General features: G+C 49.4%; 13 protein-coding genes. 8 read left to right on the top strand and 5 right to left on the bottom strand.

Translation table 11 applies throughout. From position 1 onward, the window contains the following. Positions 1 to 146 (bottom strand): hypothetical protein (locus tag BLS03_RS14580; protein WP_143015638.1); only part of this gene is annotated, 146 nt, incomplete at its 3' end. Between the two features lie 157 nt (positions 147 to 303). Next, the gene (gene tal / locus BLS03_RS14575) at positions 304 to 1,254 is read right to left on the bottom strand and encodes a transaldolase (protein WP_093275362.1); all 951 of its coding nucleotides are present in this window, start codon (positions 1,252 to 1,254) and stop codon (positions 304 to 306) included. A gap of 440 nt (positions 1,255 to 1,694) precedes the next feature. Here tal and BLS03_RS14570 point away from each other — a divergent pair, with 440 nt between their 5' ends. The 6 genes from BLS03_RS14570 to BLS03_RS14545 all read left to right on the top strand — a co-directional run bounded on the left by BLS03_RS14570 (position 1,695) and on the right by BLS03_RS14545 (position 21,505). Then, a complete protein-coding gene (locus BLS03_RS14570; RefSeq protein WP_093275359.1) occupies positions 1,695 to 2,705 on the top strand; it encodes a sugar-binding transcriptional regulator in 1,011 nt (336 codons plus the stop codon). A 261-nt stretch (positions 2,706 to 2,966) separates the two neighbouring features. Next, positions 2,967 to 13,538 (top strand): DUF11 domain-containing protein, encoded by a 10,572-nt coding sequence (locus tag BLS03_RS14565; RefSeq protein WP_245696702.1) that lies wholly within the window; start codon positions 2,967 to 2,969, stop codon positions 13,536 to 13,538. 131 nt (positions 13,539 to 13,669) lie between these two features. After that, the gene (locus BLS03_RS14560; protein ID WP_093275383.1) at positions 13,670 to 17,215 is read left to right on the top strand and encodes a hypothetical protein; all 3,546 of its coding nucleotides are present in this window, start codon (positions 13,670 to 13,672) and stop codon (positions 17,213 to 17,215) included. A gap of 128 nt (positions 17,216 to 17,343) precedes the next feature. Then, a complete protein-coding gene (locus BLS03_RS14555; RefSeq protein ID WP_245696701.1) occupies positions 17,344 to 18,240 on the top strand; it encodes an OmpA family protein in 897 nt (298 codons plus the stop codon). A 370-nt stretch (positions 18,241 to 18,610) separates the two neighbouring features. Next, entirely contained in the window at positions 18,611 to 19,543 is a 933-nt protein-coding gene (locus BLS03_RS14550) for a TAXI family TRAP transporter solute-binding subunit (RefSeq protein WP_093275357.1), read from the top strand. A gap of 69 nt (positions 19,544 to 19,612) precedes the next feature. Next, complete coding sequence (locus tag BLS03_RS14545) at positions 19,613 to 21,505, top strand: TRAP transporter permease (RefSeq protein ID WP_093275354.1); 1,893 nt, start codon at positions 19,613 to 19,615, stop codon at positions 21,503 to 21,505. Between the two features lie 134 nt (positions 21,506 to 21,639). On the opposite strand, the gene BLS03_RS14540 is transcribed toward BLS03_RS14545, so the two are convergent. Genes BLS03_RS14540 through moeA form a run of 3 tightly spaced genes read right to left on the bottom strand, consistent with a single transcriptional unit; the run spans position 21,640 to position 24,568 of the window. Beyond that, positions 21,640 to 22,488, bottom strand: a complete 849-nt coding sequence (locus BLS03_RS14540) for a sulfurtransferase (RefSeq protein WP_093275353.1) — start codon at positions 22,486 to 22,488, stop codon at positions 21,640 to 21,642. A gap of 18 nt (positions 22,489 to 22,506) precedes the next feature. After that, positions 22,507 to 23,283, bottom strand: coding sequence for a molybdopterin-synthase adenylyltransferase MoeB (gene moeB / locus BLS03_RS14535; RefSeq protein ID WP_281241237.1), 777 nt, complete (start codon positions 23,281 to 23,283; stop codon positions 22,507 to 22,509). 49 nt (positions 23,284 to 23,332) lie between these two features. Next, a complete protein-coding gene (gene moeA / locus BLS03_RS14530) occupies positions 23,333 to 24,568 on the bottom strand; it encodes a molybdopterin molybdotransferase MoeA (RefSeq protein WP_093275350.1) in 1,236 nt (411 codons plus the stop codon). Positions 24,569 to 24,718: 150 nt separating this feature from the next. On the opposite strand from moeA, the gene folE reads away from it, so the two are divergent. Together folE and pncA are read left to right on the top strand one after the other, a co-directional pair. Further along, positions 24,719 to 25,372, top strand: a complete 654-nt coding sequence (gene folE / locus BLS03_RS14525) for a GTP cyclohydrolase I FolE (protein ID WP_093275348.1) — start codon at positions 24,719 to 24,721, stop codon at positions 25,370 to 25,372. 732 nt (positions 25,373 to 26,104) lie between these two features. Then, the gene (pncA, locus tag BLS03_RS14520; RefSeq protein WP_093275345.1) at positions 26,105 to 26,818 is read left to right on the top strand and encodes a bifunctional nicotinamidase/pyrazinamidase; all 714 of its coding nucleotides are present in this window, start codon (positions 26,105 to 26,107) and stop codon (positions 26,816 to 26,818) included. The last annotated feature ends 72 nt before the right edge of the window (positions 26,819 to 26,890 follow it).

Raw genomic sequence — 26,890 nt, 5'->3', positions numbered from 1 at the left:
GCTGGGTTGTGGTTTAGGTGTGAACGCCAAAGAACTTCAGCGATGTCCGCCATGCCCATTGGGGCGCCTGGGTGACCAGAGTTTGCTTGTTGAACGCCGTCCATTGCCAGAGCACGGATAGCGTTAGCGAGAATTTTACGATCCATAATGATAATTACTCGATACGTTTAAATTGAAATAAACAGCCTTGCTGGCCAAAAACGGCGGGTTAAAAACCTGGTTTTTTGCTGCGTGGCTGTTTAAAAGGGAATTCGGTCGCTGCTTGGATAAACAAAGGCGAGCTTGCGGCTCGCCTTAATAACCTTACAGTTTTGCTTCGATCATCGCTTCAAGTTTGCCTTGGTCTATAGCGAAGTTACGGATACCTTCCGCCAGTTTCTCTACCGCCATTGGATCTTGGTTGTGTTCCCATAGGAACTCTGAGTGCGTCATCGCAGCAGGGCGCTCTTTTGATGCCGCTGTTACTTTCAGTTTTTCAACAACTTCGCCATCAGCGTCTGCTAGGTCTTGCAGCAATTGTGGGCTGATAGTTAGGCGGTCACAGCCGGCTAGCTCAAGGATCTCGCCGATGTTACGGAAGCTTGCGCCCATGACCACAGTTTCGTAACCGTGCTCTTTGTAGTAGTTATAGATACTAGTAACTGACAATACGCCTGGATCTTCTTGCGCTTCAAAGTCACGACCTTCTTTGGCTTTGTACCAGTCCATGATACGACCAACGAATGGTGAAATCAGGAATACACCTGCTTCAGCACACGCACGTGCTTGTGCGAATGAGAATAGCAGTGTCAGGTTACAGTTGATGCCTTCTTTCTCTAGGACTTCCGCTGCGCGAATGCCTTCCCAAGTAGAAGCCAGTTTGATCAGGATACGGTCGTTGCTGATGCCAGCGTCGTTGTACATTTTGATAAGTTTACGCGCTTTCTCAACACTGCCTTCAGTATCGTAAGAAAGACGTGCGTCAACTTCAGTCGAAATACGGCCAGGAATGGTTTTGAGGATTTCTTTACCGATGTTCACAGCAAGCATGTCGCAAGTGTCTTGAACTTGCTGAGCTTTATCACTGCTTTGTGATTTTGCGTATTCAATAGCTTGGTCGATAAGTGGCGCGTACTCGGCGATTTGAGCGGCTTTCAGAATTAGAGAAGGGTTGGTGGTGGCATCTTCTGGTTGGTACTTTTTAATCGCTTCAATCTCACCGGTATCCGCGACAACAGTAGTCATTTTACGAAGTTGCTCTAGCTTGTTGCTCATAATCGATCATCCTATTTTTTGGCTATGGACTGCATTGCAGTCAGGCAGATGCTAGCTGGTTAACTCATCACTCAGGGCTACCAATAAGCGAGCGGCGACAAGCTAACTCTTAAATTTTCAGCGCAAGCAAAACTCGGGTTGAGCATTTGTTCTAACGCTGAGTAAATGATGTGTCCATATTTATCCGAATGAATGTAAATGTCAATTGGTAAAGGGGAGTTTAGGTGAAGTCTATCAAGCTTTTTTTAAGCAATTATTTCACCCTAAGCAGAAAAACGTTTGCTTATATAGACTAAGCGTTTAGCAAAGCTAGGCTGACTAAAAAATAACCTCGAGAAAATGTCATTTGGCTGAGCAAAAGTTACATGCTAAAGTCGCTATTACATTTGTATCGTTACAAAGCAAATGTTCAGTTATTAAGACCGAATAAGAGAAGCATTATGTCGAGCTCGAGCAAAGATATCTCGGTAGAAAGCACCGATCTGCTGACCGAAGTGGCCGTTTCCTATTATCAAGATGGTGCGACCCAAGAAGAGATCTCCAAAAAATACGCGATTTCTCGTGCCAAAGTTGGGCGAATGCTCAAACAGGCGCGTGATGAGGGCATTGTCGAGATCACGGTAAAATACCACCCGGTATTCAGCGCTAAGATTGAGCAGCGTTTGATTGAACGTTTCGGCGTCAAACGGGCGTTGATCGCCCTTGATCAGCCAAACGAGGAACAGCAGCGCCAGCAAGTGGCCGGTTTGGTTTCTAACTATCTTAACTCGACACTCAAAAACGGCATGGTGGTGACGGTTGGTCAGGGACGTAATGTGTCGGCGGTGGCGCATCATGTTGGGGTGATTACCTCGCGTGATTGCAAATTCGTTTGCGGCATCGGTGGCATTCACCCGCGCGGTGGGATGTTTAACGCAGACCACATCTGTCGCCAGTTGGCGAAAAAATATGGCGGCACGTCGGAAACCCTGTATGCGCCAGCGTACGCCGAGAATCGCGAACAAAAACTGGCCTTTATGCAAAATGCCACCGTTAAGCAGACGCTAGATTTGGCGCGTAAAGCCGATGTTGCGCTGGTTGGGATCGGCGATATGAGTGAAAACAGCTATATGGTCGACTTAGGCTGGTTTACCGCTGAGGAAGTGGTGCAATCACGTCTTTTGCAAGGTGTTGTGGGGGATTTTGCTGGTTACGACTTTTTTGATATTCATGGTCAAGTGGCAACCACCGTCATGAGCGATCGTATTATTGGCCTGAGCATCGATGAGTTTCGCCCGATCAGTGAAGTGATCGCCATTGCGGCAGAAAACAGTAAGCCATTGGCGCTATTGGGTGCGCTGCGCACCCGCGCGGTGGATGTGATTGCGACCAGTGTTAGTAACGCGCTCACGGTGCTTAACCTTGATGAGCAAATGACAAGCGTTGAGCAAACGCCACTTTCTGAAATCTAGACATCGGCGGTAAGTCGATGAATCGCTGTGTTTATTTTACAAATCTAAGTGATCAATGAGTGGGCACGTTTTTATTGTTCTGTCACGTGCGGCGCTTCAAGTTATTGGGTTTGTGAGAAAATCCTGACTGTAAAATCAGGCTTTTTAGCCTTACATCTTGTCTCTATATCATTAACTTAGCCGGATTGATTTTCGGCTTAAAAATAACCTTTTAGTAAGCCGAACGCTATTTTCGATTCTCGGTATAACTAAGGTTTTAAAGTGGTTGTTAAACAAGGTGTTGGCGCTTTTTTCAATGTATATTCTCGGTGGTTTCTCGCAGCGCTGTTGTTGATTTTGTCATCAGCTGCACTGTGCAGCGGCGCCAAAGCGGCGGAAATCGATGTCAGTGTCACCACCTCTGCCAGCCATTATCAAAACGGCGAACCGCTCACCTACCAAATCACAGTCAAAAACAACACCGCGAAAATATTGCGCGATGTCAGTATCAGCAGCGATATCGCCAGTTTAACGGCCCATAGCCAAACTCAAACCGTCGCAGCGTTTAGCTCATCCAACATCAGCGCCAGCAGTGGGTTTGGCTCTGACGCTGGGGCATTTGTTGCCCAAAATGCCGACCTTAATGTGGTCGCCGCTGAGCTTTTTCCCTTTGGTACCATCACCTATAGCGTTGAAGCTGTTGCCTCTGACGACATCGTTGAGCAAATCAATCTAAGCCAAGTACAAGTCAGCGCCGACATTGATTCTGATGGCAGCGCTGAAAGTTTTACCTCCAATCATTCGATTGCCATTGAGCCTGCACCATACCAATACCAGTTATCGCTTAGCGCCAGCCTTGAGCATTACCAAAGCGGCGAACAGCTGGTTTACACCTTAAGCGTTGAAAATACCGGTAGCTACCAAATCAAAGGCTTGAGCCTAACCGCGCCGTTTGCATCACTCACCACCGAAAGTGTGCATAATCCCGCTGATCTTGCGTTTGATCTGGTCGCAATTAGCGGCAGCAAAAGTGGCAGCGAAAGCGCGCTTGGTGATTATGGCATTCAAGGTGACCTCACGGTAGAAAACGCCGTCATCGCAGTCGGCGGACGTTTGGTTTACACCGTGACCACCCAAGTTAACAGCGCCTTGATTGGCGACATCACGACGCAGGCGCACGCCAATACGCGTGATGGTGACGTGGTTAGTGAAATGTTAACTCTGTCCCAAGCCGAGCCTGAAATCAGCATTAGCCACACCTTAAGCCAAAGTGGTAATTATCGCGTTAACGATGAAATGGTCTTTGATGTCTCGGTTGTCAACAGCGGCAAGGGCATTGCTCATCAATATCAAGTCGCGCAAAACATCAGTGAACTGGTGTCGAATTTGGGGCTTGCCAATAACCTTGGCAGCGAATTTGATAGTCGCGATGTCAGCGGTAATCCGTTTATCAGATGGACAGCGCAAGTCATAGAAAAGGGCGACCATAGTTTATCGGCGCTTAGCGATTCAGGCAGCGTGCAAAACCAAGTGTTTAGCGATGAGATTACGCTGTTTGGCGGCGAATCCATTGATTATCGCATCACTGCTCAGGTTAGCCCGGTGGCGATAGGCAACATTCAAGGCTTTAACGCTAAGGTGTTGGATAGCGATAGCGCGCTGGTGAGCGATGCGCAAGTGAGCCAAAGTTTGGCGGCGGAAAAAGTGCTGAGTGTGGATGACTCTGAGATTCAAATCAGCAAAACCACTTCAATGTCAGAGTACGTGCCGTCGAATATGGTGGAGTACGACATCAAAGTCACCAACCAATCTGACAGCTACTTTGCCAACAATCTGCAAATTGTCGATGACTTAAGTTGTGTGATGACCGAGCAAGCGGGCGGCGCAGGTCAGGGCCAAGCATTTGAGCGTTGGAAAGTGGAAGTGGTGTCAGGCAGTGACGACCAAGGCAGCGACCCGGGTAGCTTTGATTACGACAGTTGGCTGACGACACCTGTGACGCTGTCACCTGACTTGGCGCCGGGTAAAACCATCCATTACCGTCTGACCGCGGTCGTCAGCGCCACCAGTGTCGGCACGATTTTAGATAGCCAATCCGGTTGCAACGATAACGTGACAGAAAGTGGCTCGGGCGTGCAAATGCCGGCGGATAACTTGCGTGTCAGTAAAGACGTCGATAGTCGTTATTATTCACCGAATGGCGAGCTGACTTACACCATTCGCATTGATAATGATGGTGACGGTTTTGCCGACCAAGTACGCGTGCTTGATGATCTGCCTAACATTCAATCCGATGGGGTACTGGGTGGCAGTGTTGCCGCATTTAACAGTTGGAACGTCACCGCTAAGGCGTATCGCCAGGACGGCAGCGAAGCCGAGTCGACCGAAACGGGAATTGATGGCAGCTTGGTCTCACCTAATGCGCTAGATGTGGTCGCGACCATCGAACCACAAAGCTATGTGATTTACACCATAGTGGCGAAGGTCAATCCGTATGCCAACGGCCATATTCAAAATAGCGTGACCGTTGATGGCACGGCGTATGCCGACCGCGGCGTTGATCCGCGCGATTTCACGGTCGAGTTTAATCAAACCGTGAAAACCGACACCGATGCCAGCTTTCATGAAGAGTACAGCCACTATGGCAAGCAAGAAAGCCAGATCACCTATCAAATCCATGTTACTAACCCAAGCGGTAATGGCTACGCCACCAATGTTGCAGTTAACAGTGATATTGATTCAGTGACCGCGTCACTTCTTCAGCCTAATAATCAATCCAAAGCGGTGTTTTCGTCTTGGACGGTGTCGGCGGAAGTCTTTTCTGACACGCCGGAGCTCTTGAATTACACCGATGTTGGCAATTTGAATGACAACCAAAACCTTGATGCCGTCGCGCAAATTCCGCCGGGCGTTGAGGTGGTGTACACCATTGAAGCAACCATCGACCGCAGCTTAGATAGTCAGATTGTCTATGGTCAATTTCACCATACAGCAAGCGTTGCAACGCCAGATTCCAGCTCACAAAGTGGCGAAAGTGAAACCACGACAGTGTATCCGCGCGAACCGGATGTGGTGGTGGTGAAACTGACTGACGATGAGTCGTTCACGCCAGGTGAATGGGTCGATTTTGATATCACAGTATTTAATCGCGGCTTGGGGTTTGCCAATGAAGTGCATGTCAGCGACGACATTATCGGCATGGATGCGTTTTCAGAGTGGACCATCAGCGCCACGACCGACTCGCACAGCGAACCATTTGGCAGCGGCAGTCGCGCGGGGGACAAAAGCGACTATCCCGACAACGGCAATATCGATGCTTACATCGATATCGACCCGAAAACCAGCGAAGGTTTTGGCCGCGTGGCATTTCATATTCATGCGCGAGTGAAAGACGACTACGCTAAGCCCGAAATTGCCAACACGGTTGAGGTGTACGACCCGGTCAATGGGCTGAACATGTCTGCCAGCGCCGAAATTGGTGATGAGGCGGATAACCTTAACGTTTCGATCGTTAAAACCGCCGATAGCCAATATTTCACCCCTGGCAATGAAACCATCTACTCAATTGTGGTGCTCAATAATAGCCAAAGCGCAGTGTCGGGATTGAAATTGGTCGACCCGCTGAAAAATATTACTGCGGTGCTGGCCAATAACCAAGACGGCCATATTGCTGAGCTTGAAGATCAAAGCCCGTTTGAATATTGGCAATTTGATTACGCCGATGGCAACGGTTGGCAAAGCGCAACCAGTGATAACCTGATTTATCCACTGGAAGGCGGCGAGACCTTTTCGCTCGCCGCTGGCGAGCAGCGCGAGTTTAAAATCAAAGTCAAAATCAAAGACAATGTCATCGGCTCACGCAGTGAGGTGGGCACGTTCAGCCAAGTCATCAGTAACGATGCCTACATCTATCAGCACTTTAATCTGGTCAATCAGAAATCCCACGTTTCGCACCACGAAATGCGCCGCGCTCATACCGGCGCCGATGTTGAGCGTAAGCTGTACGTGAATGGTAAAGAGAGCCGCTACTATAAGCCGGGTGATACCCTGACTTACACGGTCAAACATTGGTCGAACACCGGCTATGCCAATAATCGTAAAGTCAGCGAAGACCTCACAGGTCTTGACGTGCAACTGAGCGACCGCCAGACCGGGCATCCGTTTAGCGATCAATTTCGCGTTTCAGTGAGCAAGCAAGATAGCCACGGCGGCGCAGGTACCACTGACGGCACCCTTGATGGCACGGTTGAGAACAATCAAGACATCGATACCGTCATCGATATTGCCGGTAGCGATTCCGTCACTTATACGGTTGAAGGCGTGGTGCGCGAAGATGCGGTAGGGAATATCACCATTGGCGATCTTACAGTGATGCCAAGCGACTACCATTTAACCTTTAGCAAAACCGCCTCGAAAACCAATTATCAACCAGGCGAGCCGCTGGAATATCACTTAACCATCACCAATGACGGTGAGGGACCCGCTTACAATATTGCGATTGAAGATGTGCTATCTAAGGTGACGGTGTCACAATTGGATGGAGCAACAGGCGGCGCTTATCAAAGTGATTGGCAGGTGAGTGCGAGCGTAAAAGGCGGGAGCAACGCGGCGCAGGTGGACTTGGATGAAAGCCTTAAAGATGGCGCTGACATTAACACCCATTTCTCTCTGCCAGCAGGGGAAACCATTGAGTATGTGGTGAGCACAACGGTTAACGCCAATGCGGTCGGCGATATTTACAACTATTTGAAAGTCGACGGTGATTATGTCAGCAGTAAAACCAGTGCGGATACGCAAAAGTACGATTTTGCCAAGACGCTAACGCATTATCTTGATAGCGATAAAGCCACTGAACTGACCGGTGGCTATACACCGGGCGGCTACATTGTTTACCAAATTGATCTGGTCAATAACAACAATGTCCATATCGACAGTATGCCAATCCGCGATGATATCGCAGCCATCACCACTGACTATTTTGATGGCACGTCCGGCCCGGCGTTTAGTGAATGGACGGTGACCACAACCACTGACAGCAGCGCTTTGAGTAGCGCGGGCGAGGTTGCCGATAATCACAATATCGATACTCAATTTGATATTGCCGCCAATCAATTTGCCGATGGCAATGCGTTTGTGCGCTATACCGTGGTGGCGAAAGTGTCGGAAAAAGCCGTTGGTAGCATTCAAAACATCGCGCTGGTGAATGGTACCCATAAGCTCAGCTCTGAGCGTGCGTCGATGCTAAGTTCGAGCATCGCAAAACTGCATAAAGCCTATCATGATGACAGCTTTGCTGAGCAGAAAACCAGTTACACCATAGACAATGACCAACGCCAAGTGGTGTATCGTCTGCGTCTTGAAAACCAAGGCAAAGGCACCGAATACGGCGCGGCGCTGAAAGAGACCTTCTCCAGCATAAAATCGAAACTGGCGCAAAATGCCAGCGGCGAAATCGACGACCAAACCGGCGCTGTGTATGCGCCAAACCACTGGAATGTTGCCGTAAGCCAATCGGATGAATTGACCACCGATATTGGCGGTTACACCGGCGGCCAAGATGTGGATATCGATATTCCGAGTTTATCGATAGCCCCGGGCGGCTGGATTGAGCTTGTGATTCGCAGTGAAATTCGTGATGACGCCATGAGCGCGATTGCTGTGGTGCCGAGTTATCGTGGTGCCAACTTTGCCAAATCAACCTTAACGCCACCGACGGCCAAACTCAGCGTCGAGAAATCCATTGTGTCTATCGGCGGTAAGAGCTACACCAGCGGTGATGTTTACCGCCCGGGTGATGAAGTAGTGTATCGCTTTGCGGTGACCAACACGGAAGCGGTGTGGTTTGATAACGCAGTACTGAAAGATATTGTTTCCAACATCAAGGTTGAGGTGCTTGGCGGTGGTTTGCAGCCTGCTTTTACCAGCACGCAAATTAGCCACAGTATTTCAACTGGCATCGATGATGACGTCGATACCTATCTGCCAAGCTATGATGCGAGTGGCGACCTGAATATCAGCGCCGACATCGCACCGGGCGAGTCGGTGGTGTTCACCATTGTTGGCACGATTCGAGATGACGCATTGGGTGAAATCGACGCCAACCTTGCTGTTGGCGGCAGCCAAACCGTCACTACTGCGCCGATTCCATCGGTGCCCGCGGATATTGTGTTTGAAAAATCAGTGATCAATACCACCGCAGATGGTAATAGCTGCAGTTTCCCATCCACCACCGGTGATGGTTGTCAATACAACCCAAGCGGTCAGGTGAGCTATCAATTAAGCATTGAAAACCAAGGCGAAGGCATTGCCAATGATGTCGCCGTGGTGGACAAACTGAGTGATTTGTTAACCTCAGACGGCGTGCGCGCTTTTAGCAGCGTCGCCACCACCATCACCTCACAGCCAAGCGAAGGACGTTTTGCGATTTCGGGCAACTATGAGGGCAGCGTGCCACTCGATGCCAGCATGGATTTAATGCCGGGTGACAAGGTCGTGTTTGTACTGACGGGCATTGTCGATGACAGCGCAACTGGTGATATCACCAATATCGCCAGTGTCGGCGGATTGGATTCAAACCCTGTGGTGCTTGCTGAGGGCAGCGCCGATATTATCGCCAACAAATCCACCGATACGCCGACTTATACTCCGGGCGGTGAGGTGCGTTATACCCTGTATGTGGCTAACCGCTCTGATTCTAATGCGGCGGTCAACGTGGTCGATGAAATCAGCAAATTTATGGTCGAAACCGCCGATGGCAGTGAGAAAACCGCGCTCAGCAGTTGGACGGTAAGCCATGAGTTTGTGACCAACGCTGAACTTGCTTACAACGATGCCAGCGCGATAAGCGCAAGCGGAGATATTAACGCCGAAGTACATCTTGGTCATGCGGTGGATGACGTTGCCACTGTACTGAAAATCGATGTGGTCGGCACAGTGCGTGATGACGCGGTGGGCCAGTTTGGCAACGTCTTGTATGTCGATAACAAGCAATTCGACTTGCAGCAGCACTTTATCTATCCACAGCCAGGTACGGCTCTGATAAGCAAAACCGCAACCAGTGCGCCAGCAACGTACGCGCCGGGAGACATCATAGGCTTTGATATTCAAGTGCAAAACACCGGCAGCGGGTATCTCACCAATCTTGAAATCGAAGATTTGGTTAAAGACATCAAAGCGGACGTGGTCGATGGTTTAGTGCCAACTCGCGTGATTGAAAACTGGGATGCGAGCCGCAGCCATTTGACCATCACCGATGCTGGCGCGAGTTCAAGTCATACCATTTCCCAAACCGATTTTGACGATAGCCAAGGATTTCACGGTGTGTATCAACTCGCGCCGGGTGCACGCATCGACCTGCATTTAGAAGGAACGGTCGCCAGCAACGCCATTGGTGAAATCGTTAACCAAGTGAATGTCAACGCTGATGGCATTGATTCAGTCAGTGACAGTGCGACTTACACGCCGATTGACGCTGCTGTCACGCTGTCTAAATCAGTTGATAAAGACGTATATCAAAGCGGAGACACTCTGACGTATCGTCTTGAAATTGCCAATACCACTCGCGCTTGGGCAACCGATGTGAAGGTAACCGACCGAGTCGATCGTATCAGCGCACAATCGTTGTTTGGTGAACAGATTAGCGCATTTGAAAATGGCTCGATTGTGATTTCGGCGAGCTCGAAAACCGGTGCGACAACCTTACCATCGTCAAGCCATAGCTATCTTGACCACAGCATTCATCTTGCGCCAAGCGATACCGTGACGGTGACCATCTCTGGCAAATTAAAAACCGAAATCATCGGCGCGGTGGAAAATATTGCTAGCATTGAATTTGCTGGTGATGTGACCGAGCGCAGCGTCATCAGTACGCCACTGACGCCAACCTTGAGCATTACTAAGGCGCCGCTTAGCGAGTATTATGCGCCGGGCGCGACCAATGGCTTTACCATTACGCTGCAAAACCACAGCGCATCTTATGCCAATGATGTGGTGATTGAAGATCTGATTAGCGAATTGCTGGTCGATACCGTGGATGATCAGCAAGGTGCAAGCTTTAGCCACTGGAACCAAACCGTGGTGGCGGGCAGCAGTGCTACCTACATCGACAGCAGTTTAGGGTGGAATGAAAATGTACGCTACAGCATCGATTTAGCGCCCAACGACAGCGTGACCATTACCGTTGAAGGCGTTGTCAACCAGCAAGCCACAGGGGTTATCGCCAACACTGCGCAGTTGGACTTTAATGGCGAGCGCCAAAGCGCCAGCGCAGCATTAAAGCCGCAAAGCGTGAATTTAACGCTGGAAAAATTTGTTGGTGAGTCGGGCAGTGACACCGACATGGTCTATGAGCCCGGCGTTGAAGCGACGTATCGTGTACGCCTAACCAATACCAGCGATGCATTTGCCAGCGGCATCGCCATCAAAGATCTCATTTCTGAATTGACGGTTGAAACGATAAGCGGCCATCAGGAAGCGGCGTTTAGTCGCTGGAGTATCAGCGTTAACCACAGCGACGAGTTAACCACCATTTCGCCAGACCCAAGTGGGGTGAACAAAGACATTGACGGCGAAATCAACCTCGCGCCGCACGACACCATTGAATTTGTTATCACAGGGCAGACTCATCGTCTCGGTCATGGCGTGATTGAAAACACCGCAACCATGGTGCTCAACCAAAGCTCAAGCGTAGTGCGCCAAAGTGCTAGCGCAACACTGACGCCTGCGCCGGATAACGTCACCTTTGTCAAACAAGCGGATTCGCCGATTTACGTGCCGGGTGAGCAGACGGTGTATCGGATTAGGCTGTTTAACGACAGTCAGGGTTTTGCCACCAATGTGGTGGTGCGTGATGTCATGACCAAGATTAAAGTGCAAACCGCACCGGATTTCGATTCAGGCAATCGCAGTGTGGTGAATGCATTCACTCATTGGCAGGTTGAAGAAAAGCATGGCGATGATCGCACCACTATTGAGAGCAAAAGCAGCAGTGAAAATGCTGACCTCAATTCGGTCGTCAATATCGCGCCTGGCGACACGGTGGAATACACCATTACCGGTACCGTGGATTCCAGAGCCATGGGCGAAATCGTCAATACCGCGTTTAAAATCACCGCGCCGCAAAGTGGTGAAACGCGCGCGGCGGCGAAAGTGGAAAGCTCATCGGTGACCATTACTCCGCGCAGCGTGCTGTTGGTGGTCGACAAAACTGCCGATAAAACCGAGTACAACAATGATGATAGCGAGCTGACTTATACGCTGCGCGTTGCCAACCAAGGCGCGACCAAAGTAGTGGGTGCGAGTATGCAAGATGCCATTTCAGCGCTTGCGGGCAGCAATGGCAATCCGCTGTTTACCACTTGGACCACCACGATTAGCGAATGGCCAAGTGGCACTGTGGTGGGCAGTTTTAAAGATCAAGATTTGGATCTGCCAAACAGCGGGCTGTCACTCGACCTTGAGCCTTACATGGCCAATGGCTATCAAATTCACATTACAGGCACACTGAATAAAGGCTTTGATGATGATATCACCAACACCTTTAGCGTCAGCGACAGCGCGAGCGGAGAATCCGCCGCCGATAGCGTCACCGTCTACGTGAAAAAGTTTGCCGACAACGAAGGTGAGCTGACGGTCTCTAAACAAGCGCTCAAAACCGAGGCGCAGGTTGGCGATGTGATTGAGTACGAAGTGCTGGTGCAAAACAACAATGAGTCTGAGTTTAAAAATGTCAGCGTGATTGACCGCTACCCAGGCGGCTTTGCCTACGTTGGCGGTTCGGCGCAAATCACCAACAGTGGACCGGATGGCCTGTTTGACACCGCCGACGATGTTGTGATGACCGATGATCCGGTGCAAACCAATACCTTAAGTTTTGCCATCGGTGACATGCTCGCGTATGGCCGTTCGGGTTCCACCGTGACCGAGCAAGTGCGAATTCGCTATTTGCTGCGCGTCAGTGTCGGCGCAACCTTTGGTCAATACACCAACACGGCGTGGGCGATTGCTCCGCGTGAAGGAGGCAGCGAGTCGGACTTAGTGACCAAGTCCAATATTGCCAGTGCCAGTGTGGAAATTACGCCGGACAAGCTGTTTGATAGCGCGTCGATCATCGGCAAAGTGTTTGAAGATCATAACCATGATGGTTATCAAGCCGATGCCACCGCGCGCAGTGTCACGGTGACGGCGGATATTCAAGCGGGCGACTACATCAAAAACTCGACCCATGTGAAGTTTGATGGTATGACCAAGTTGCTGAAAGACACGTTCCTCAAAAGCAACAACGGTTCGAAAGGCGGCGAAAGTGTCTCGCCGCTGACAGGCGGCGCGGTGACAAAATCGCTTCGCGGTGTGTCGCTCAATCGCACGCTTAAAGCGCCGAATCGCGTGTCTTATTTGTTTAAAACCAAAACTCGTGATGGCTTTGAATTTAAAGTCACCACCCGCGATGGGACAGAGATTTACTTTGACCGCCAGCAGCATACTCAAACGCGCTATTTTGGTGACCGCAGTAAAGGGCTCGCGGCTGAAAAACTCAAGGTTTCTCGTCATCTCTACCAAAAGGGCGACGAGTACATTTGGGAAATCGAAATTGAAAACCAAGGTATCTACGAAGACGGTATTCCGGGCGTGAGGCTTCTGACGGTGGAAGGCGTCGTTATCGAGACCGACCAATATGGCCGCTATCACGTGCCGGATCAGTGGGTACTGAATAAAAAAGGTAAACAGTTTCTGGTCAAACTCGACACCGACTCACTGCCGACTGGCATGAAAGTGCTGAGCGAGAATCCGCTGGTGAAACGCATTTCGCCAAACAAACTAAGCAAATTTAACTTTAGCGTGGTGAGTGAGGAGTAATGACCATGAAACCAGCCAACTCAAAACTTGCCAAGCCCAAGTTTATTAACGGAAAGTTTACCAAGGGAAAGTTTACTAACGGAAAGCTTAGCAACGAAAAGCGAGCGAAATCGAAACTTAGCCGCTTGGCGATGGCGGTGATGTCAACATTGCCAGCCACCGCATTCGCCGTGGATGTGAGTGAGTTAGAGCGCCTTGAAAGCCATACGAATGTTCGTGAAGAAAAGGTCCATGAAGAAAAGATTCGTGAGGTAAATGGTCTGGTTCAAAGCTATTCAAAGCCTCGCGATAATTCGCGCATCTATCTAGACCAAGGCGCGATTTGGGCAAGTCGTGACATCACCCGTTTCGACCCGGTCCTGAGTGTACGCACGTCAAGTGAGGTGCCGCTGAATCAAGAGGCGCAGCTTGAGTCGACGCTCAACTTTACCGTCACCACCAACTACAGTTTTTACATCAGTCGTTATCAGCTGGCGATTTATCACGGCGGTGATCACAGCTTGAGTACGCCACTTGCGGTGATGGACGGTGAGGAACTTGCCAATGATTTCGATATCGTTTGGGATGGTCAAACTCAAGATGGCAGCAGCCTTAAAGCGGGCGAGCAACTGCAGTATCGTCTAACCGTGTGGGATAAAGATGGCAATATGGACATTACCACGCTTGGGGTGATGAATCTGGTCGCCAGCGAGTCTGAAGTGGAGATCGAACTTAACGATGGCGAACAAGAACAAAGTCGTCATTTTGGCGCGGCGAGCCTTTTGCGCCATAACATTCCCACTTATGCGGGGCTGATTAAGTTTATAGGCACTGGTCTTAAAGGCGTGGATAAAGTGGTGGTTGGTAACGATGAGTTTAATGTCGATGATGGCAGCCTGTACGCCGAGCAATTTTTACCCGCCGACGCCTATTTGTTTCCGACCAAAGTGGTGTTTGAAAATGGCGACGAGCGCCACTTCCAGCTCTATGCGCGAATCCCAGAGAACTACTATGTTCAGGCTGGCCTTGCTGACTTCTATTTAGGGCGCAATTTTGTCACCGGCAACAGCAGCGCACTTGATGTGGATGACCAGTATCAAGATAACCTCTATAACCAAGGGCGCATTGCCTATTTCGGCCAAGGTAAATTTGGCGACAAGCTGCGAGTAACCACGCATTTTGACTCCCGTGAAGGGCGAATCAAAGATTTGTTCAAACACCCGTTTGCCTCCGACAGTTCGGATGTGTTTGAGCTTTTAGAAGATGATGACGAATTGTATTACGGCCACTACGGCGATGAAGCCAATATTCGCAAAGTGGTCAACACCAAAGGCAAAGTCTATTTTGACCTTCAGTACGACAAATCTCAGCTGCTATGGGGTAATTACAATACTGGTTTAACCGGCACCGACAACAGCGATTACAACCGCTCACTATATGGTTTGAAAGGCGAATACAAAACCCGCGCGACCACGCAATATGGCGAAGACCGAGTGAATGTGGTCGGCTTTGCCGCATCGGCTGATTCATTGTTTGGCCACGATGAATTGCTCGGCACCGGCGGTTCGCTGTACTTTTTACGCAATGGCGAAGTGGTGCCTGGCAGTGACAAAGTGTCGGTCAAAATCGTCAATAAAAACAGTGGTATTACTGAGCGTGAAGTGACGCTGCAATCGGGTCGCGATTATGAAATTGACGCCTATCAAGGGCGCATTATCCTCACCAAACCACTGAGCAATATTCTCAGCGAAAACTTCTCCACCGTCATTGATGATGGCCCTGCGGATGGTTATGAAAACTATCTGGCGGTGGACTATGAATACGTACCGAAAGGCAGTGATATCCAAGACGCACTGACTTACGGTGGCCGCGCTAAGGCGTGGGTTAACGACTATATCGGCGTTGGCAGTAGCTATTCCACCGAGCAGCGCGATGAGCAGGATTATCAAAACTACAGCGCAGATTTGACCCTGCGTGCCAGCGAAGGCTCGTATTTGAAAGCCGAATTTGGTCACAGCAAAGGCACGCAAACCGACTCTAACTTTGTCTCTTACGATGGCGGTTTAACCTTTACGCCAATTGGCGCAGCGCTGGATGAGCGCGAAGGGGATGCATTGCAAATCAAAGCGGTGACGGATCTGCATGACATCGCGCCGAACGTGTTCTCGCTGGTGGGCAATGACTTAAAAGCTTGGTACAAATCCAAAGACGCTGGTTACAGCTATTCAAGTCAAAGCGATGATTTAGAACAAGAGTCTTATGGCGCAGAGCTGCGCCTGCAAGCTACAGACCGCGCTGCAGTTTTAAGTCGCTTCACTAAGATGGAAGAGCTAACCAGTGAAGGCACGCTGAAAACTGACACCACGCAAGTGGAACTTGAAGGGCAATACAAGTTGACCTCGCACATTAAACTCTCTGCTGCGGGCAAGCAGATTGAAGAGCTTAATAACGAGAATCAGCTTGGTGAAGGAACGATTGGTGGTGTGCGCGCCGATTACATTTGGGACAGTGATAATAGCGTTTACATCAAGGGGCAGAAAACCCTTGGACACAGCGATAGCTTTGATCAAAACGACAGCGTAACCCTTGGCGGTGAAACGCGCCTTTACGACGATTTAAGCTTAGGCGCTAAATACAGCACCGGTAGTCGCGGTGATGCTCGTGAAGCGACCGCCAGTTATGACGTAAGCCAAGATTACACCACTTATGTCACCTACGTTGATGATGATTATGACCAAACCAACAATGTGATTGTCGGCCAGCGCGCCGACTTAACCAGCAGCGTGGATTTTTATCAAGAGAACCAATTTGTCGATGAGAACAACGGCAAAGGGCGCATTGACGCGTTTGGTTTTGGTTATGACTACAACGATGACCTTGAATTTGGGATTGGCTATCAACAAGGTGAAATTGAAAAGCCGAGCGATACCGGCGGCGTGGAAGTGACCGAACGCCGCGCCAGCACGTTTACTGCCAGCATTGATCTTGATGACATCAGCTACAAACACAAACTCGAATACCGCGTTGATAAAGGCAATGCGCAGGTGGATGCCTCGCGTCGCCGTATCGACCAAATTGTCACCACCAACCGCTATACCCAGCGCTTGACCGAAGAGGTCACCCTGTTTGGCAAATACAACTACTCCAAGTCGGTCAGTAAGAAGACCGATGAAACGCTTGAAACCTTTGTCGAAGCCACTGCTGGCATTGCCTATCGCCCGATTTTTAACGACAAGCTCAACCTACTGAGCCGCGTAACCTACCTGAAAGATCAAGACGCACTTGACCGCGAAGTGAGTTACACCAACGAGCGCAGCCGCATCGTCGAAGCCGAAGGGATTTATTCGGTCAATGCCAAGGTCGACGTTGGCGCTAAGGTTGCCCACAAAAACAAAAAACAGGCTTACGAGCGAGCACAGGGCAGCTATTACACGGTGAAAAGCAACATTAATTTGGTTGGCGTTAGCGCGTCTTATCAAGTGATGAAAGATTGGGATGTCACAGGTGAATATCACTGGAAAACCGATACCAGTAATCACGAGCTGGAACAAGGGGCTTTAGTGTCTTTTAACAAGCACTTAGGTGACAACGTTAAAGTCGGTGTCGGCTATAACTTCTCCGGATTTGACAGTAATTTGGCCAACGATGATGACTATGATGCCAGTGGCGTGTTTATCAACTTGGTCGGCAAGTTTTAACACCGGCACTAACGTGAGCATTATCAACAGCAGTCACTCAATTAGTAACAATATCCAACTTAATAACAATATCTAATTTAATAACAATAACTTAAATGCAAATACTCATTTAGAGGCTAGGAGAGACAATGACAGGGCAAAATCAACGCAGATATACCAGGCTTGCTGCAATGCTGGTCGCCACGATGCTAAGCGGCTGCGCAACCGACACTTATGTGAGTCAGGAGAATCGAGACAAATTTGATAACGTCGACGTCGGCAAATTTTTAATCAGTGAATGCATGCAGCCCAATCGTCAGGTGCAAGTGGCGACCATTTCCCACTTTGATTTTGATAAGGCCAAACTGAAAGCGACGGACCAAGCAGCACTGAATCAACTGATCGCGAGCATCGAAAAACTCAGTGGCCAAGTGTCAATCATCGGGCATACCGATGTGCAAGGCTCAAGCGAGTATAACTTGGCGCTCTCACTTGAGCGCGCTAAAGCGGTTGAGCGTTATATGAAAACCCAGCTTAACGATGAGCAATATCAGTGGGAAATCAAATACTACGGTAAGTCTAAACCGGCCAATTTGGCGAGTTCGCCGCTGGCCCATCGCCAAAACCGCCGTGCGTACATCGTGTTTGAAGAGACGATGCCAAGTGGTATGGCAGGATGTGAAGCCTTAGTGCCTGAGCGACAAGTCAATGTTGCGATTACGCCGCACTTTGATTTTGACCGCAGTGATTTAAGCCACGATGCCAAATTGGCGCTTGATGAACTGATTGCCAATATCGAAGGGCAGCAGGGCAGGATATTAATTGCCGGTCATACCGATGTGCAAGGCAGTCAAAACTATAACCATCAACTGGCGATGAAACGCGCCATGGCGGTGCAAGATTATCTGCGCCAGCATTTGCCTGCACAAAACTTTCGCTGGGAGCTGAAATCGTTTGGTGAGCAAGCGCCGATTTCCAATCAGCAAACTCAGGACGCCAATGCTCTCAATCGCCGCGCGGTGGTGATTTTTAAACAGACTCATTGAGTGAGAAATTAGCCGAAGTTCGGCCCATTTTTGCGACAGATCGAACCTTCAGTTTTCACTGAAGGTTTTATTTATTGATTGCAAATATATAAATTCTGTATAAATATGCGCGGTGTCACTTTTGTTCTCCACGGATAAGGAGATACTTTACCGACCCATCGGTAGTGTGCAAGACGAGTAGTCGGCATTTGAATTTGCCAAACCATGTCGTTGCAGAGTGAGGGGAAAATCACGGCCACAAATCAGTGCGTTTTCGATTCGCACACCCAACTCTCATTTCATCTATTCCAAGATTGCTATTTCTGCTTATCCAATTCATAACATTATGGAAACAAATGACACAAAGATAACAACATAATAAGGAGCACATATGTACCAAGTATTAAGGACTGGGTTATTAGCACTCGCAGTGGCGTTTTCGGTTCCAACCATGGCGGAAAACTACACCATAGGGACTGGTAGCCAAAGTGGTACGTACTACCCACTTGGCGGTATGTTGGCAAAAATCTGGAGCGAGAAACTGCCCGATTTCAATATGCGCGCTGAAGTGACTGCTGCATCGGTTGAAAACACCATTAAAGTGTCGACCAACAAACAGCTTGCAGGCATCGCACAAGGCAACGTGGTGTTGCAAGGATATAACGGTACCAAACCGTTCCCACGTAAGATGGATGTTTCAGTGTTATTCGCTCTGTACCCAAACGTGGTGCAATTCATCGTTCCTGCTGACTCAGACATCAAATCAATCAGCGATCTGAAAGGCAAACGCGTGTCGTTGGGCGCGCCGGGTTCAGGTACGCGCGTCAGTGCGGTCAACATTTTAAACACCCTTGGTATCAGTGAAGGGGACATCAAAGCCCAGTCGCTAAACTACACCGCAACCACCAGCGCCATTGCCAACAACCAAATCGATGCTGGTGTGATTGTCGGCAGCTTAGGCGTGGGCGCGATTACCGAATTAGCCTTAACTCGTGATATTCGTGTCTTGAGCTTTAGCGCGGACGAATTGGCGAAAATAGCTAAGGATTACCCGTCGTATATCGAAATTGATGTTCCAGCCGATTCATACAACAAAGTGCCTGCGTTTAAAGCCCCTGCGGTTTGGAACGTTTTGGTGGTCAATAAAAACATGAGCGAAGACATGGCGTATCAAATGACCAAAGCGGCATTTGAAAACATGGACAAAATTCGCCAAGTGATCGGAGTGACTAAGTTCACTACCATCGAAAACATGACCAAACTTTCGGGCATTGCCCTTCATCCTGGCGCGGAGAAATATCGCCAAGAACAGTTGAATCAATAATCGCTGAAACAGAGCCTTTGGTGGCTGATTTGCCAAGGGCTCACGCAATATCGTTACATGGAGTAAGTGATGAGTAAAATTCATCCTAGTAACCAGAAAATCACCAATGTGATTCTCACGATAGCCGCGTTTGCGGCTATCGCTTTATCTGTCTTTCAGATTTGGCAAGGCATCGTTGCAAACTTAGCTGCGCCGGTTTTTCGCCCAATTCATGTCAGCTGGGTGCTGGCACTGGTTTTCTTAGTTTATCCGACCTTTAAACCTCGCAGCGCGTTTCCAGTCTATCTATCCGGACGAGTGTTGGACTTGGTATTGGTGGTGGCCACGTGTTGGGCATCGACCCAAATTGCGCTGTTTGATTATGATGACATCAGCTTCTTGCTCGATGGTCTTGGCTCAACCGATCAAATCGCTGGCGTCATGCTGATTGTGTTACTGCTCGAAGCTACACGCCGCACCGTTGGCATGGTGATGGTGCTGATTGCGGTGCTATTTTTAGCCTACGCGCTGTATGGCGATGCACTGCCTGACACCATTGCTAGCAAAGGGTTTACCCTTGAAGAGATTGTGCGTTTTCACATTTTCTCAACCAACGGTGTGTATGGCGCGCCGCTTGCTATTGCCGCCGGAGTGGTGTTTATCTTTGTTCTGTTTGGCGCTTTTTTGCAAGTCACTGGCGCGGGGCAGTTTTTTATCGACATGGCGTTTGCTGTGGCGGGAAAATATCGCGGCGGCCCTGCAAAAGCGAGTGTTATCGCTTCGGCGGCGCTCGGTTCGATTTCAGGCTCGGCAATTGCCAACACCGTCACCACTGGCGCGTTGACCATTCCGATGATGAAAAAGCTCGGCTATAAGTCAGAGCAAGCGGCGGGCATTGAAGCGGCTGCCTCAACCGGTGGGCAGATCATGCCACCCGTTATGGGCGCGGGCGCTTTTGTCATGGCGCAATTTACCGGCATTCCGTACAGCGATATTTTATTGGTGTCTATTGCCCCAGCCATTTTGTACTTTGCGTGTACACTTTTGTACGTGCATTTGATGGCGTGTAAGCTCAATTTGCAGGGTATGACCGCGACCGAGCAAGTGTTAACAGTATTGAAAAACGGTTGGCACTTTTTGGTGCCGCTTATCCTTATTACCGTACTGCTGATGCTCAGTTACTCGCCAGTGCTGGTGGGTGTGATTGGTTGCGCGGCGATTTTAGCAGCAGCTATGACGCGTAAGCACAGCCGCATTACACCAAAATTGTTTTTTGAAGGCCTAAAAGAGGGCGCTTTGCTTGCGCTACCGATCTCGGTTGCCTGTGCAACCGCGGGTATCGTGGTGGGCGTAGTAGGGCAAACCGGTATCGGTCTGCAATTTACCCAATTTTTGATTGCGATGTCGGGTGGTCATTTATGGTCGGCACTGGCATTGATCGCCGCTGCTGCGGTAGTGCTTGGTATGGGACTGCCTGTTACGGCTGCCTATATCGTGCTGTCGATTATGGCAGTGCCCGCGCTGATGGATTTTGGCTTGGGGCTATTAACGGCGCACATGATCGTGTTCTGGCTATCACAAACATCCAATGTCACGCCGCCAATCGCGCTCGCCGCGTTTGCTGGGGCAGGGATCGCCAACGCTTCACCCATGCGCTCAGCGGTGCAAGCGTTTAAATTGGCACAGGGCTTTTTCTTGATTCCGGCGATGATGGCATTTTCGGGGCTTATCTTTATTGATGGCGAGATGATTCACTTTGTGATTGGCGTGATCGCGACCATCGCACTGTTTGTCGCTTTTGCTGGCGGTATCGAAGGGCGTCTATTTGTGCCGCTGCAAGTTTGGCAACGGGTGCTACTGCTTGCCATGGCGCTTGGCGTACTGTTCTTCTCAGATGTGTATCGCTTAGCGGCGATGGCGGTGATTGTCGTGGTGTGTGTGATAAATGCGCGTCAACCGGAAAAACCGCTTTCGGCAAGCTAACACTCAACTTAAACCTTGCATCAACCCAGGTTTGGTAACGTAAGATTTGGCAATGTAAGGTTTGGCCGTGAATGATAAATAAAAACCGCGCTGTGATGGCGCGGTTTTTTGTATCTCGAATTGAGGTTATCGAGTTAAGCGTCGGCTTGCGTTTCGATTGGCAACGTTTTCGTGCTGCCCCATTCGGTCCAAGAGCCATCGTAAACCGATAGATTTTCATAGCCGCACAGCATCGCAGCCAGCAGTACGATGCAAGCGGTGACACCAGAGCCACAAGAGAAAATGTAGTGCTGGTGGCTATCCCCAAGCACGCTCGTCACTATCGGTTGTAGCTCTGCAACGGGTTTAAGTCTGCCGCCAGAAATCAGCTCAGCAAAGGGTAAACACACCGCTTTAGGTATGTGTCCGCTGCGTAGACCTTCACGCGGCTCAGGCGTTGAGCCTGAAAAACGCGCCATAGAGCGAGCATCGACAGTCAGGCTGTTGCTGTCATCAATAGCCGCGAGAACCTCATCGGCACTAATAAAATGCTGACTGCTTAACTGGCCGTTAAAATCGCCATCAAGCACATTTGAAGCGTAAGATTGGCTAACGTCATAGCCTTGCGCTTTCCACTGTGGCAGCCCGCCATCCAAAATAAACACTTGCTCGTGACCCATGGCTTTAAGCATCCACCATGCGCGCGGCGATGCAAAGGTGCCGCTGTTGTCGTACACCACAATCACCGAGTTTTGGTTTAACCCCAGCGCTTGTGCTTTGGCATTAAACTCCGCCTCGCTTGGCATCATATGCGGCAGCGGCGAGTGCTGATCGCAAAACACGCGATCGTAGTCAAAGCGGCGCGCGCCGGGAATCACATTCACGGTGTCTTTTTCGGGCTCGAGCGGAATTTGAAAATCGATACTGGCGTCGAGCAGCACTAAGTTTGAATTGGCTCGCTGCTCGGTTATCCATTGCGGTGTCACTAAAATCATACTGGTCATCCTTGAAGTTTGCTGATGTTACGCGCTGGCGCTGCACACAGGGCAGTGCGGCATTTTCATGAGTTTAAGTTCGCGCCAGTTCATGGTCATGGCATCGAGCAGCAAAATTTTGCCTTTAACTGGCGTGCCAAAGTGACTCAACACTTTAATGGTTTCCAGTGCTTGAACACTGCCGATAATCCCCACCAACGGTGCCATAACGCCTGCTTCAACGCAGCTTAGTGCGCTGTCGCCAAAGAGTGCGCTTAAGCACTGATAGCACGGCGCTTGGTCATCTTGATACGTAAAGACACTAACTTGGCCTTCCATGCGAATGGCTGCGCCAGAAATCATCGGTGTTTTACTGGCAAAGCACAAGCGATTAAGTTGATTACGTGTCTGCACGTTGTCTGACGCATCGAGTACCGCATGGTGTTTGGCGATAAGCGCGCTTAGCGCGTTATCATCAAGGCGCTGATTGATGGCGGTAATTTCAACGTGCGGATTAATCGCACTCAGTGCGCTGGCCGCCGAGTCAACTTTAGCCATACCGATACTGGTGTCACGATGCAGGATTTGGCGTTGCAGGTTTGACAACTCGACCACGTCATCGTCTATCAGAGTCAATTTACCTACGCCTGCGGCAGCGAGGTATTGACTGGCAGCGCAGCCAAGACCGCCGGCGCCAAGGATCAGTACTGAACTTTGCTTAAGGGCTTCTTGGCCATCAAAATCAAAATTTTTTAATACAATTTGGCGGTTATAACGCAGCATCTCTTGGTCAGAGAGAATGTCTTGATCGGGTGTTTGAGCCACAGCGATTCCTCAGTTAGTACCATTAATACAGTTAGTACCATTAATACAATTAGTACAATGCAGGGCTAAAAAGCTGAATTTGCACGGTTTCGCCCACTTCGACTCGGCCACGTTCGCGCTCAAGGACCACATAACAGTTGGCTAAACTCATCGAACGAAACGCACCTGAGCTTTGATTGCCTGTACTTTCTACCACAAACTGGCCGTTTTCAATACGATAGATCGCTCGTTGATAGTCGGTGCGACCAGGCATCTTACGAAACGCACTATGCGTGATGGCCGGAATCGACTCGGGTGCTTGCCATGCGCTATGACCGCCAAGTTTTGCTAATAAAGGTTGTACCAGCACATACATGGTTAACATCGCAGAAACCGGATTACCCGGTAGGCCGCAGAACCAAGCATTGTCCAGTGAACCAAACGCAAATGGTTTGCCTGGTTTCATCGCCAGTTTCCAAAAACCAATCTCGCCAAGTTCGGCCAAAATGTCTTTGGTGTAATCGGCTTCGCCAACACTGACGCCGCCTGAGGTCACCACCACATCGGCTTGCTGCTGGGCGCGTTCAAACGTCGCTTTAAGGGTTTCAGGGCAATCAGGAACAATGCCAAGGTCAATCGCTTCGCAGCCAAATTTTTCAATCAGAGGTTTGATGGCGTAGCGGTTGCTGTCGTAGATTTGGCCTTCGCTCAGTGCATTGCCAACCGGCACCAATTCATCACCGGTTGAGAAAAATGCGACTTTAGGTTTGCGCACCACTTTGACTTGGCTGATGCCAAGTGAGGCGATCATCGGAATATCGCGCGCGGTCAAGCGCGTGCCTTGGGCGAGCACTAAATCGTTTTGTTTAATGTCATCACCAATCGGGCGAATATTGTTCCCGGCTTTGAGTTCACGTTTGGCAAAGCGCACGCCCTCATCGCTCACTTGGGTATTTTCCTGCATTTCTACAGCGTCGCAGCCATCAGGAATTTTTGCGCCGGTCATAATGCGTACGCAGGTGCCAGCCGGCCAATTTCCTTCAAAGGGTTGACCTGCAAAGGATTTGCCCGCGACAGGCAGGGTATCGAAATGGGTTAAGTCTTCACGGCGCACGGCGTAACCGTCCATTGCTGAATTAGCAAACGGCGGTACGTGAATCGGCGAGAGTAGATCTTCTGCGAGGACAAAGCCTAAGGCGTCGGGTAGTGACAGGGTGAGCGTGGTTTGAATTGGCTCAACGGCGGATAACATTTGTTCAAGTGCTTGTTCAATTGGCATTAAGCCTGGAGCATCACAACAGCTCATGGATTATTCCTAGTATTCTTATTTGCGTGCCACTCTATCATAGTAGAGGGGGTTGGGAGAAAATCCCCCGTTAAAATATGGATGTAATTATTAACAAATCCGAGTATCCTTGTCAGCCATCCGGTAGGGGTAATTAATAGAGGAACTGGAATGTCAGGTCTAAGCGATTCAGCCAAGCTAGTAAAAGATGCGCTCGAAAGTCGTGGATTAGAAACACCCATGTCGCCAAACAACATTGGGCGAGATGAAAAAAAGCAGAAAATTGAACACCATATGCGTGAAATTCTGACGCTGCTTGAACTCGATTTAACTGACGACAGTCTAGAAGAAACCCCACATCGCATCGCCAAAATGTATGTTGATGAGATCTTCTCCGGTCTAAATTATCAAAACTTCCCTAAGATTACCGTCATCGAAAATAAGATGAAGGTGAGCGAAATGGTGTGCGTCAAAGACATTACCGTCACCAGCACCTGTGAACACCACTTAGTCACTATTGATGGTAAAGCGGCGGTGGCGTATATCCCACGCGGTAAAATTATTGGCCTTTCAAAGATCAACCGCATCGTGCGCTTTTTTGCCCAGCGGCCACAAGTGCAAGAGCGTATGACTCAGCAAATTTTGGTTGCACTGCAAACCTTGCTTGAATCAGACGATGTAGCTGTAACCATTGATGCGACGCACTACTGTGTGAAATCACGTGGTGTGATGGATGCCACCAGCGCGACCACCACGACAGCTCTGGGCGGGATTTTTAAATCCAACCCGTCAACGCGCGCCGAGTTTTTGCACGGTCTGCGCTGAAATTTACTGTTTTCTGAAGATGAAAGAGCCCTCGAATGAGGGCTTTTTTGTGGGTGAAAGGTTTTCTTGGTTAGTTTTAGTTGCTGAGTTTAGTGGGATTGTGGATTGTGGATCGATGTGATGCTCGATTTGTGTTCGGCAAAGATAAGCTTTGGTGGCTGAGCATCAGTTCCTTTTGTTGGCGCAAAAGGAACCAAAAGCGCCTTTTGAACTTCGAAGGTGACCCGGCACGGTTTTACGCGTTCCAGACGCGGAAAACCTAAAAATTCATCCGTGAATTTTTGCCTAGTTGTGGGGCTTCTTTACGTTGGTGTTGGTATGCGGATTAGGATTTTCGAGTTGAATGGAATGGACGTGATGCTCGATTCGTTTTTCGAAAATATGAGCTTTGGTGGTTGAGCATCAGTTCCTTTTGTTGGCGCAAAAGGAACCAAAAGCGCCTTTCGATCTTCGAAGGTGATCCGGCACGGTTTTACGCGTTCCGGGCGCGGAAAACCTAAAAATTCATCCGTGAATTTTTGCCTAGTTGCGGGACTTCTTTACGTTGGCGTTCGTATGCGGATTAGGATTTTCAAACTGGATGGGATTGGTGTGATGCTCGATGGCTGCGAGACAGAGTTGGGGAAGAATTATTTGGTAAGTGTTTTCTACATGAAATTACTGATAGTTTTATAAAATGGTGTGGTTATTGCTTATTTATGCAAAACAATCCCAATAAAATAAGGAAATACTATGCAAATAAGCACAACCGTGGTGGGGAAATGGACACGTAGTTTGGTATGGATTCTCGCAGCGATGTTGGCGTTGCCCGCGGCGGCGGCCAAGCTTGACGAGCACAGTGCGTTAATTGTGGTGGATATGCAAAACTGCTTTGTTGATGGTGGTACCTTACCCGTTAAAGGTGGGCGGTCAATTGTGCCAGTGATTAACAAGCTTGCGAGTCAGTTTGATAACGTGGTGCTAACCCAAGATTGGCATACGCCAAAGCATGCCTCGTTTGCATCCACTTATCCGGGTAAGAAACCTTACGATACCGTTGAGCTTAACTATGGTACACAAGTATTATGGCCGGATCACTGCATTCAAGGTAGCAAAGATGCCGAACTTGTCAGCGGTCTTGATATTCCGAAAGCGCAAATGATTATTCGCAAAGGTTTTCATCAGAACATCGACAGTTACTCGGCGTTTATGGAAGCGGATCATAAAACGCCAACTGGGCTAAAAAGCTATCTCAAAGAGCGTGGCATTACCAAGTTGTATGTGGTTGGGCTCGCCACCGACTTTTGCGTTGCGTGGACGGCAATGGACGGCGCGAAATCAGGTTTTGAAGTCGCAGTGATTGAAGACGCCTCTAAGGGGATTGACCTTAACGGCTCTTTAAACAGCGCTTGGAAGTCGATGCAAGACGCAGGGGTTAAACGCATCCAGTCCAGCGACATTCTTTAAACTTTTCAAACGGTTTTGCTCAATAAAAGGGCAACACACGTCTAATGAGTGCACCAAAATGATGTAAAAATA

The sequence above is a fragment of the Vibrio xiamenensis genome (assembly GCF_900100015.1).
Classification (GTDB): domain Bacteria; phylum Pseudomonadota; class Gammaproteobacteria; order Enterobacterales; family Vibrionaceae; genus Vibrio; species Vibrio xiamenensis.
The sequence above is the reverse complement of the archived record's forward strand: the minus strand, read 5'-3'. Positions and strand labels throughout refer to the sequence as shown.

Bases quoted from the DNA above. Each gene is read 5' to 3' on its own strand.
- folE (WP_093275348.1), top strand. From the start codon at position 24,719: ATGTCAGGTCTAAGCGATTCAGCCAAGCTAGTAAAAGATGCGCTCGAA.
- moeA (WP_093275350.1), bottom strand. From the start codon at position 24,568: ATGAGCTGTTGTGATGCTCCAGGCTTAATGCCAATTGAACAAGCACTT.
- BLS03_RS14555 (WP_245696701.1), top strand. From the start codon at position 17,344: ATGACAGGGCAAAATCAACGCAGATATACCAGGCTTGCTGCAATGCTG.
- tal (WP_093275362.1), bottom strand. From the start codon at position 1,254: ATGAGCAACAAGCTAGAGCAACTTCGTAAAATGACTACTGTTGTCGCG.
- BLS03_RS14570 (WP_093275359.1), top strand. From the start codon at position 1,695: ATGTCGAGCTCGAGCAAAGATATCTCGGTAGAAAGCACCGATCTGCTG.
- pncA (WP_093275345.1), top strand. From the start codon at position 26,105: ATGCAAATAAGCACAACCGTGGTGGGGAAATGGACACGTAGTTTGGTA.
- BLS03_RS14540 (WP_093275353.1), bottom strand. From the start codon at position 22,488: ATGACCAGTATGATTTTAGTGACACCGCAATGGATAACCGAGCAGCGA.
- BLS03_RS14545 (WP_093275354.1), top strand. From the start codon at position 19,613: ATGAGTAAAATTCATCCTAGTAACCAGAAAATCACCAATGTGATTCTC.
- BLS03_RS14560 (WP_093275383.1), top strand. From the start codon at position 13,670: ATGGCGGTGATGTCAACATTGCCAGCCACCGCATTCGCCGTGGATGTG.
- BLS03_RS14550 (WP_093275357.1), top strand. From the start codon at position 18,611: ATGTACCAAGTATTAAGGACTGGGTTATTAGCACTCGCAGTGGCGTTT.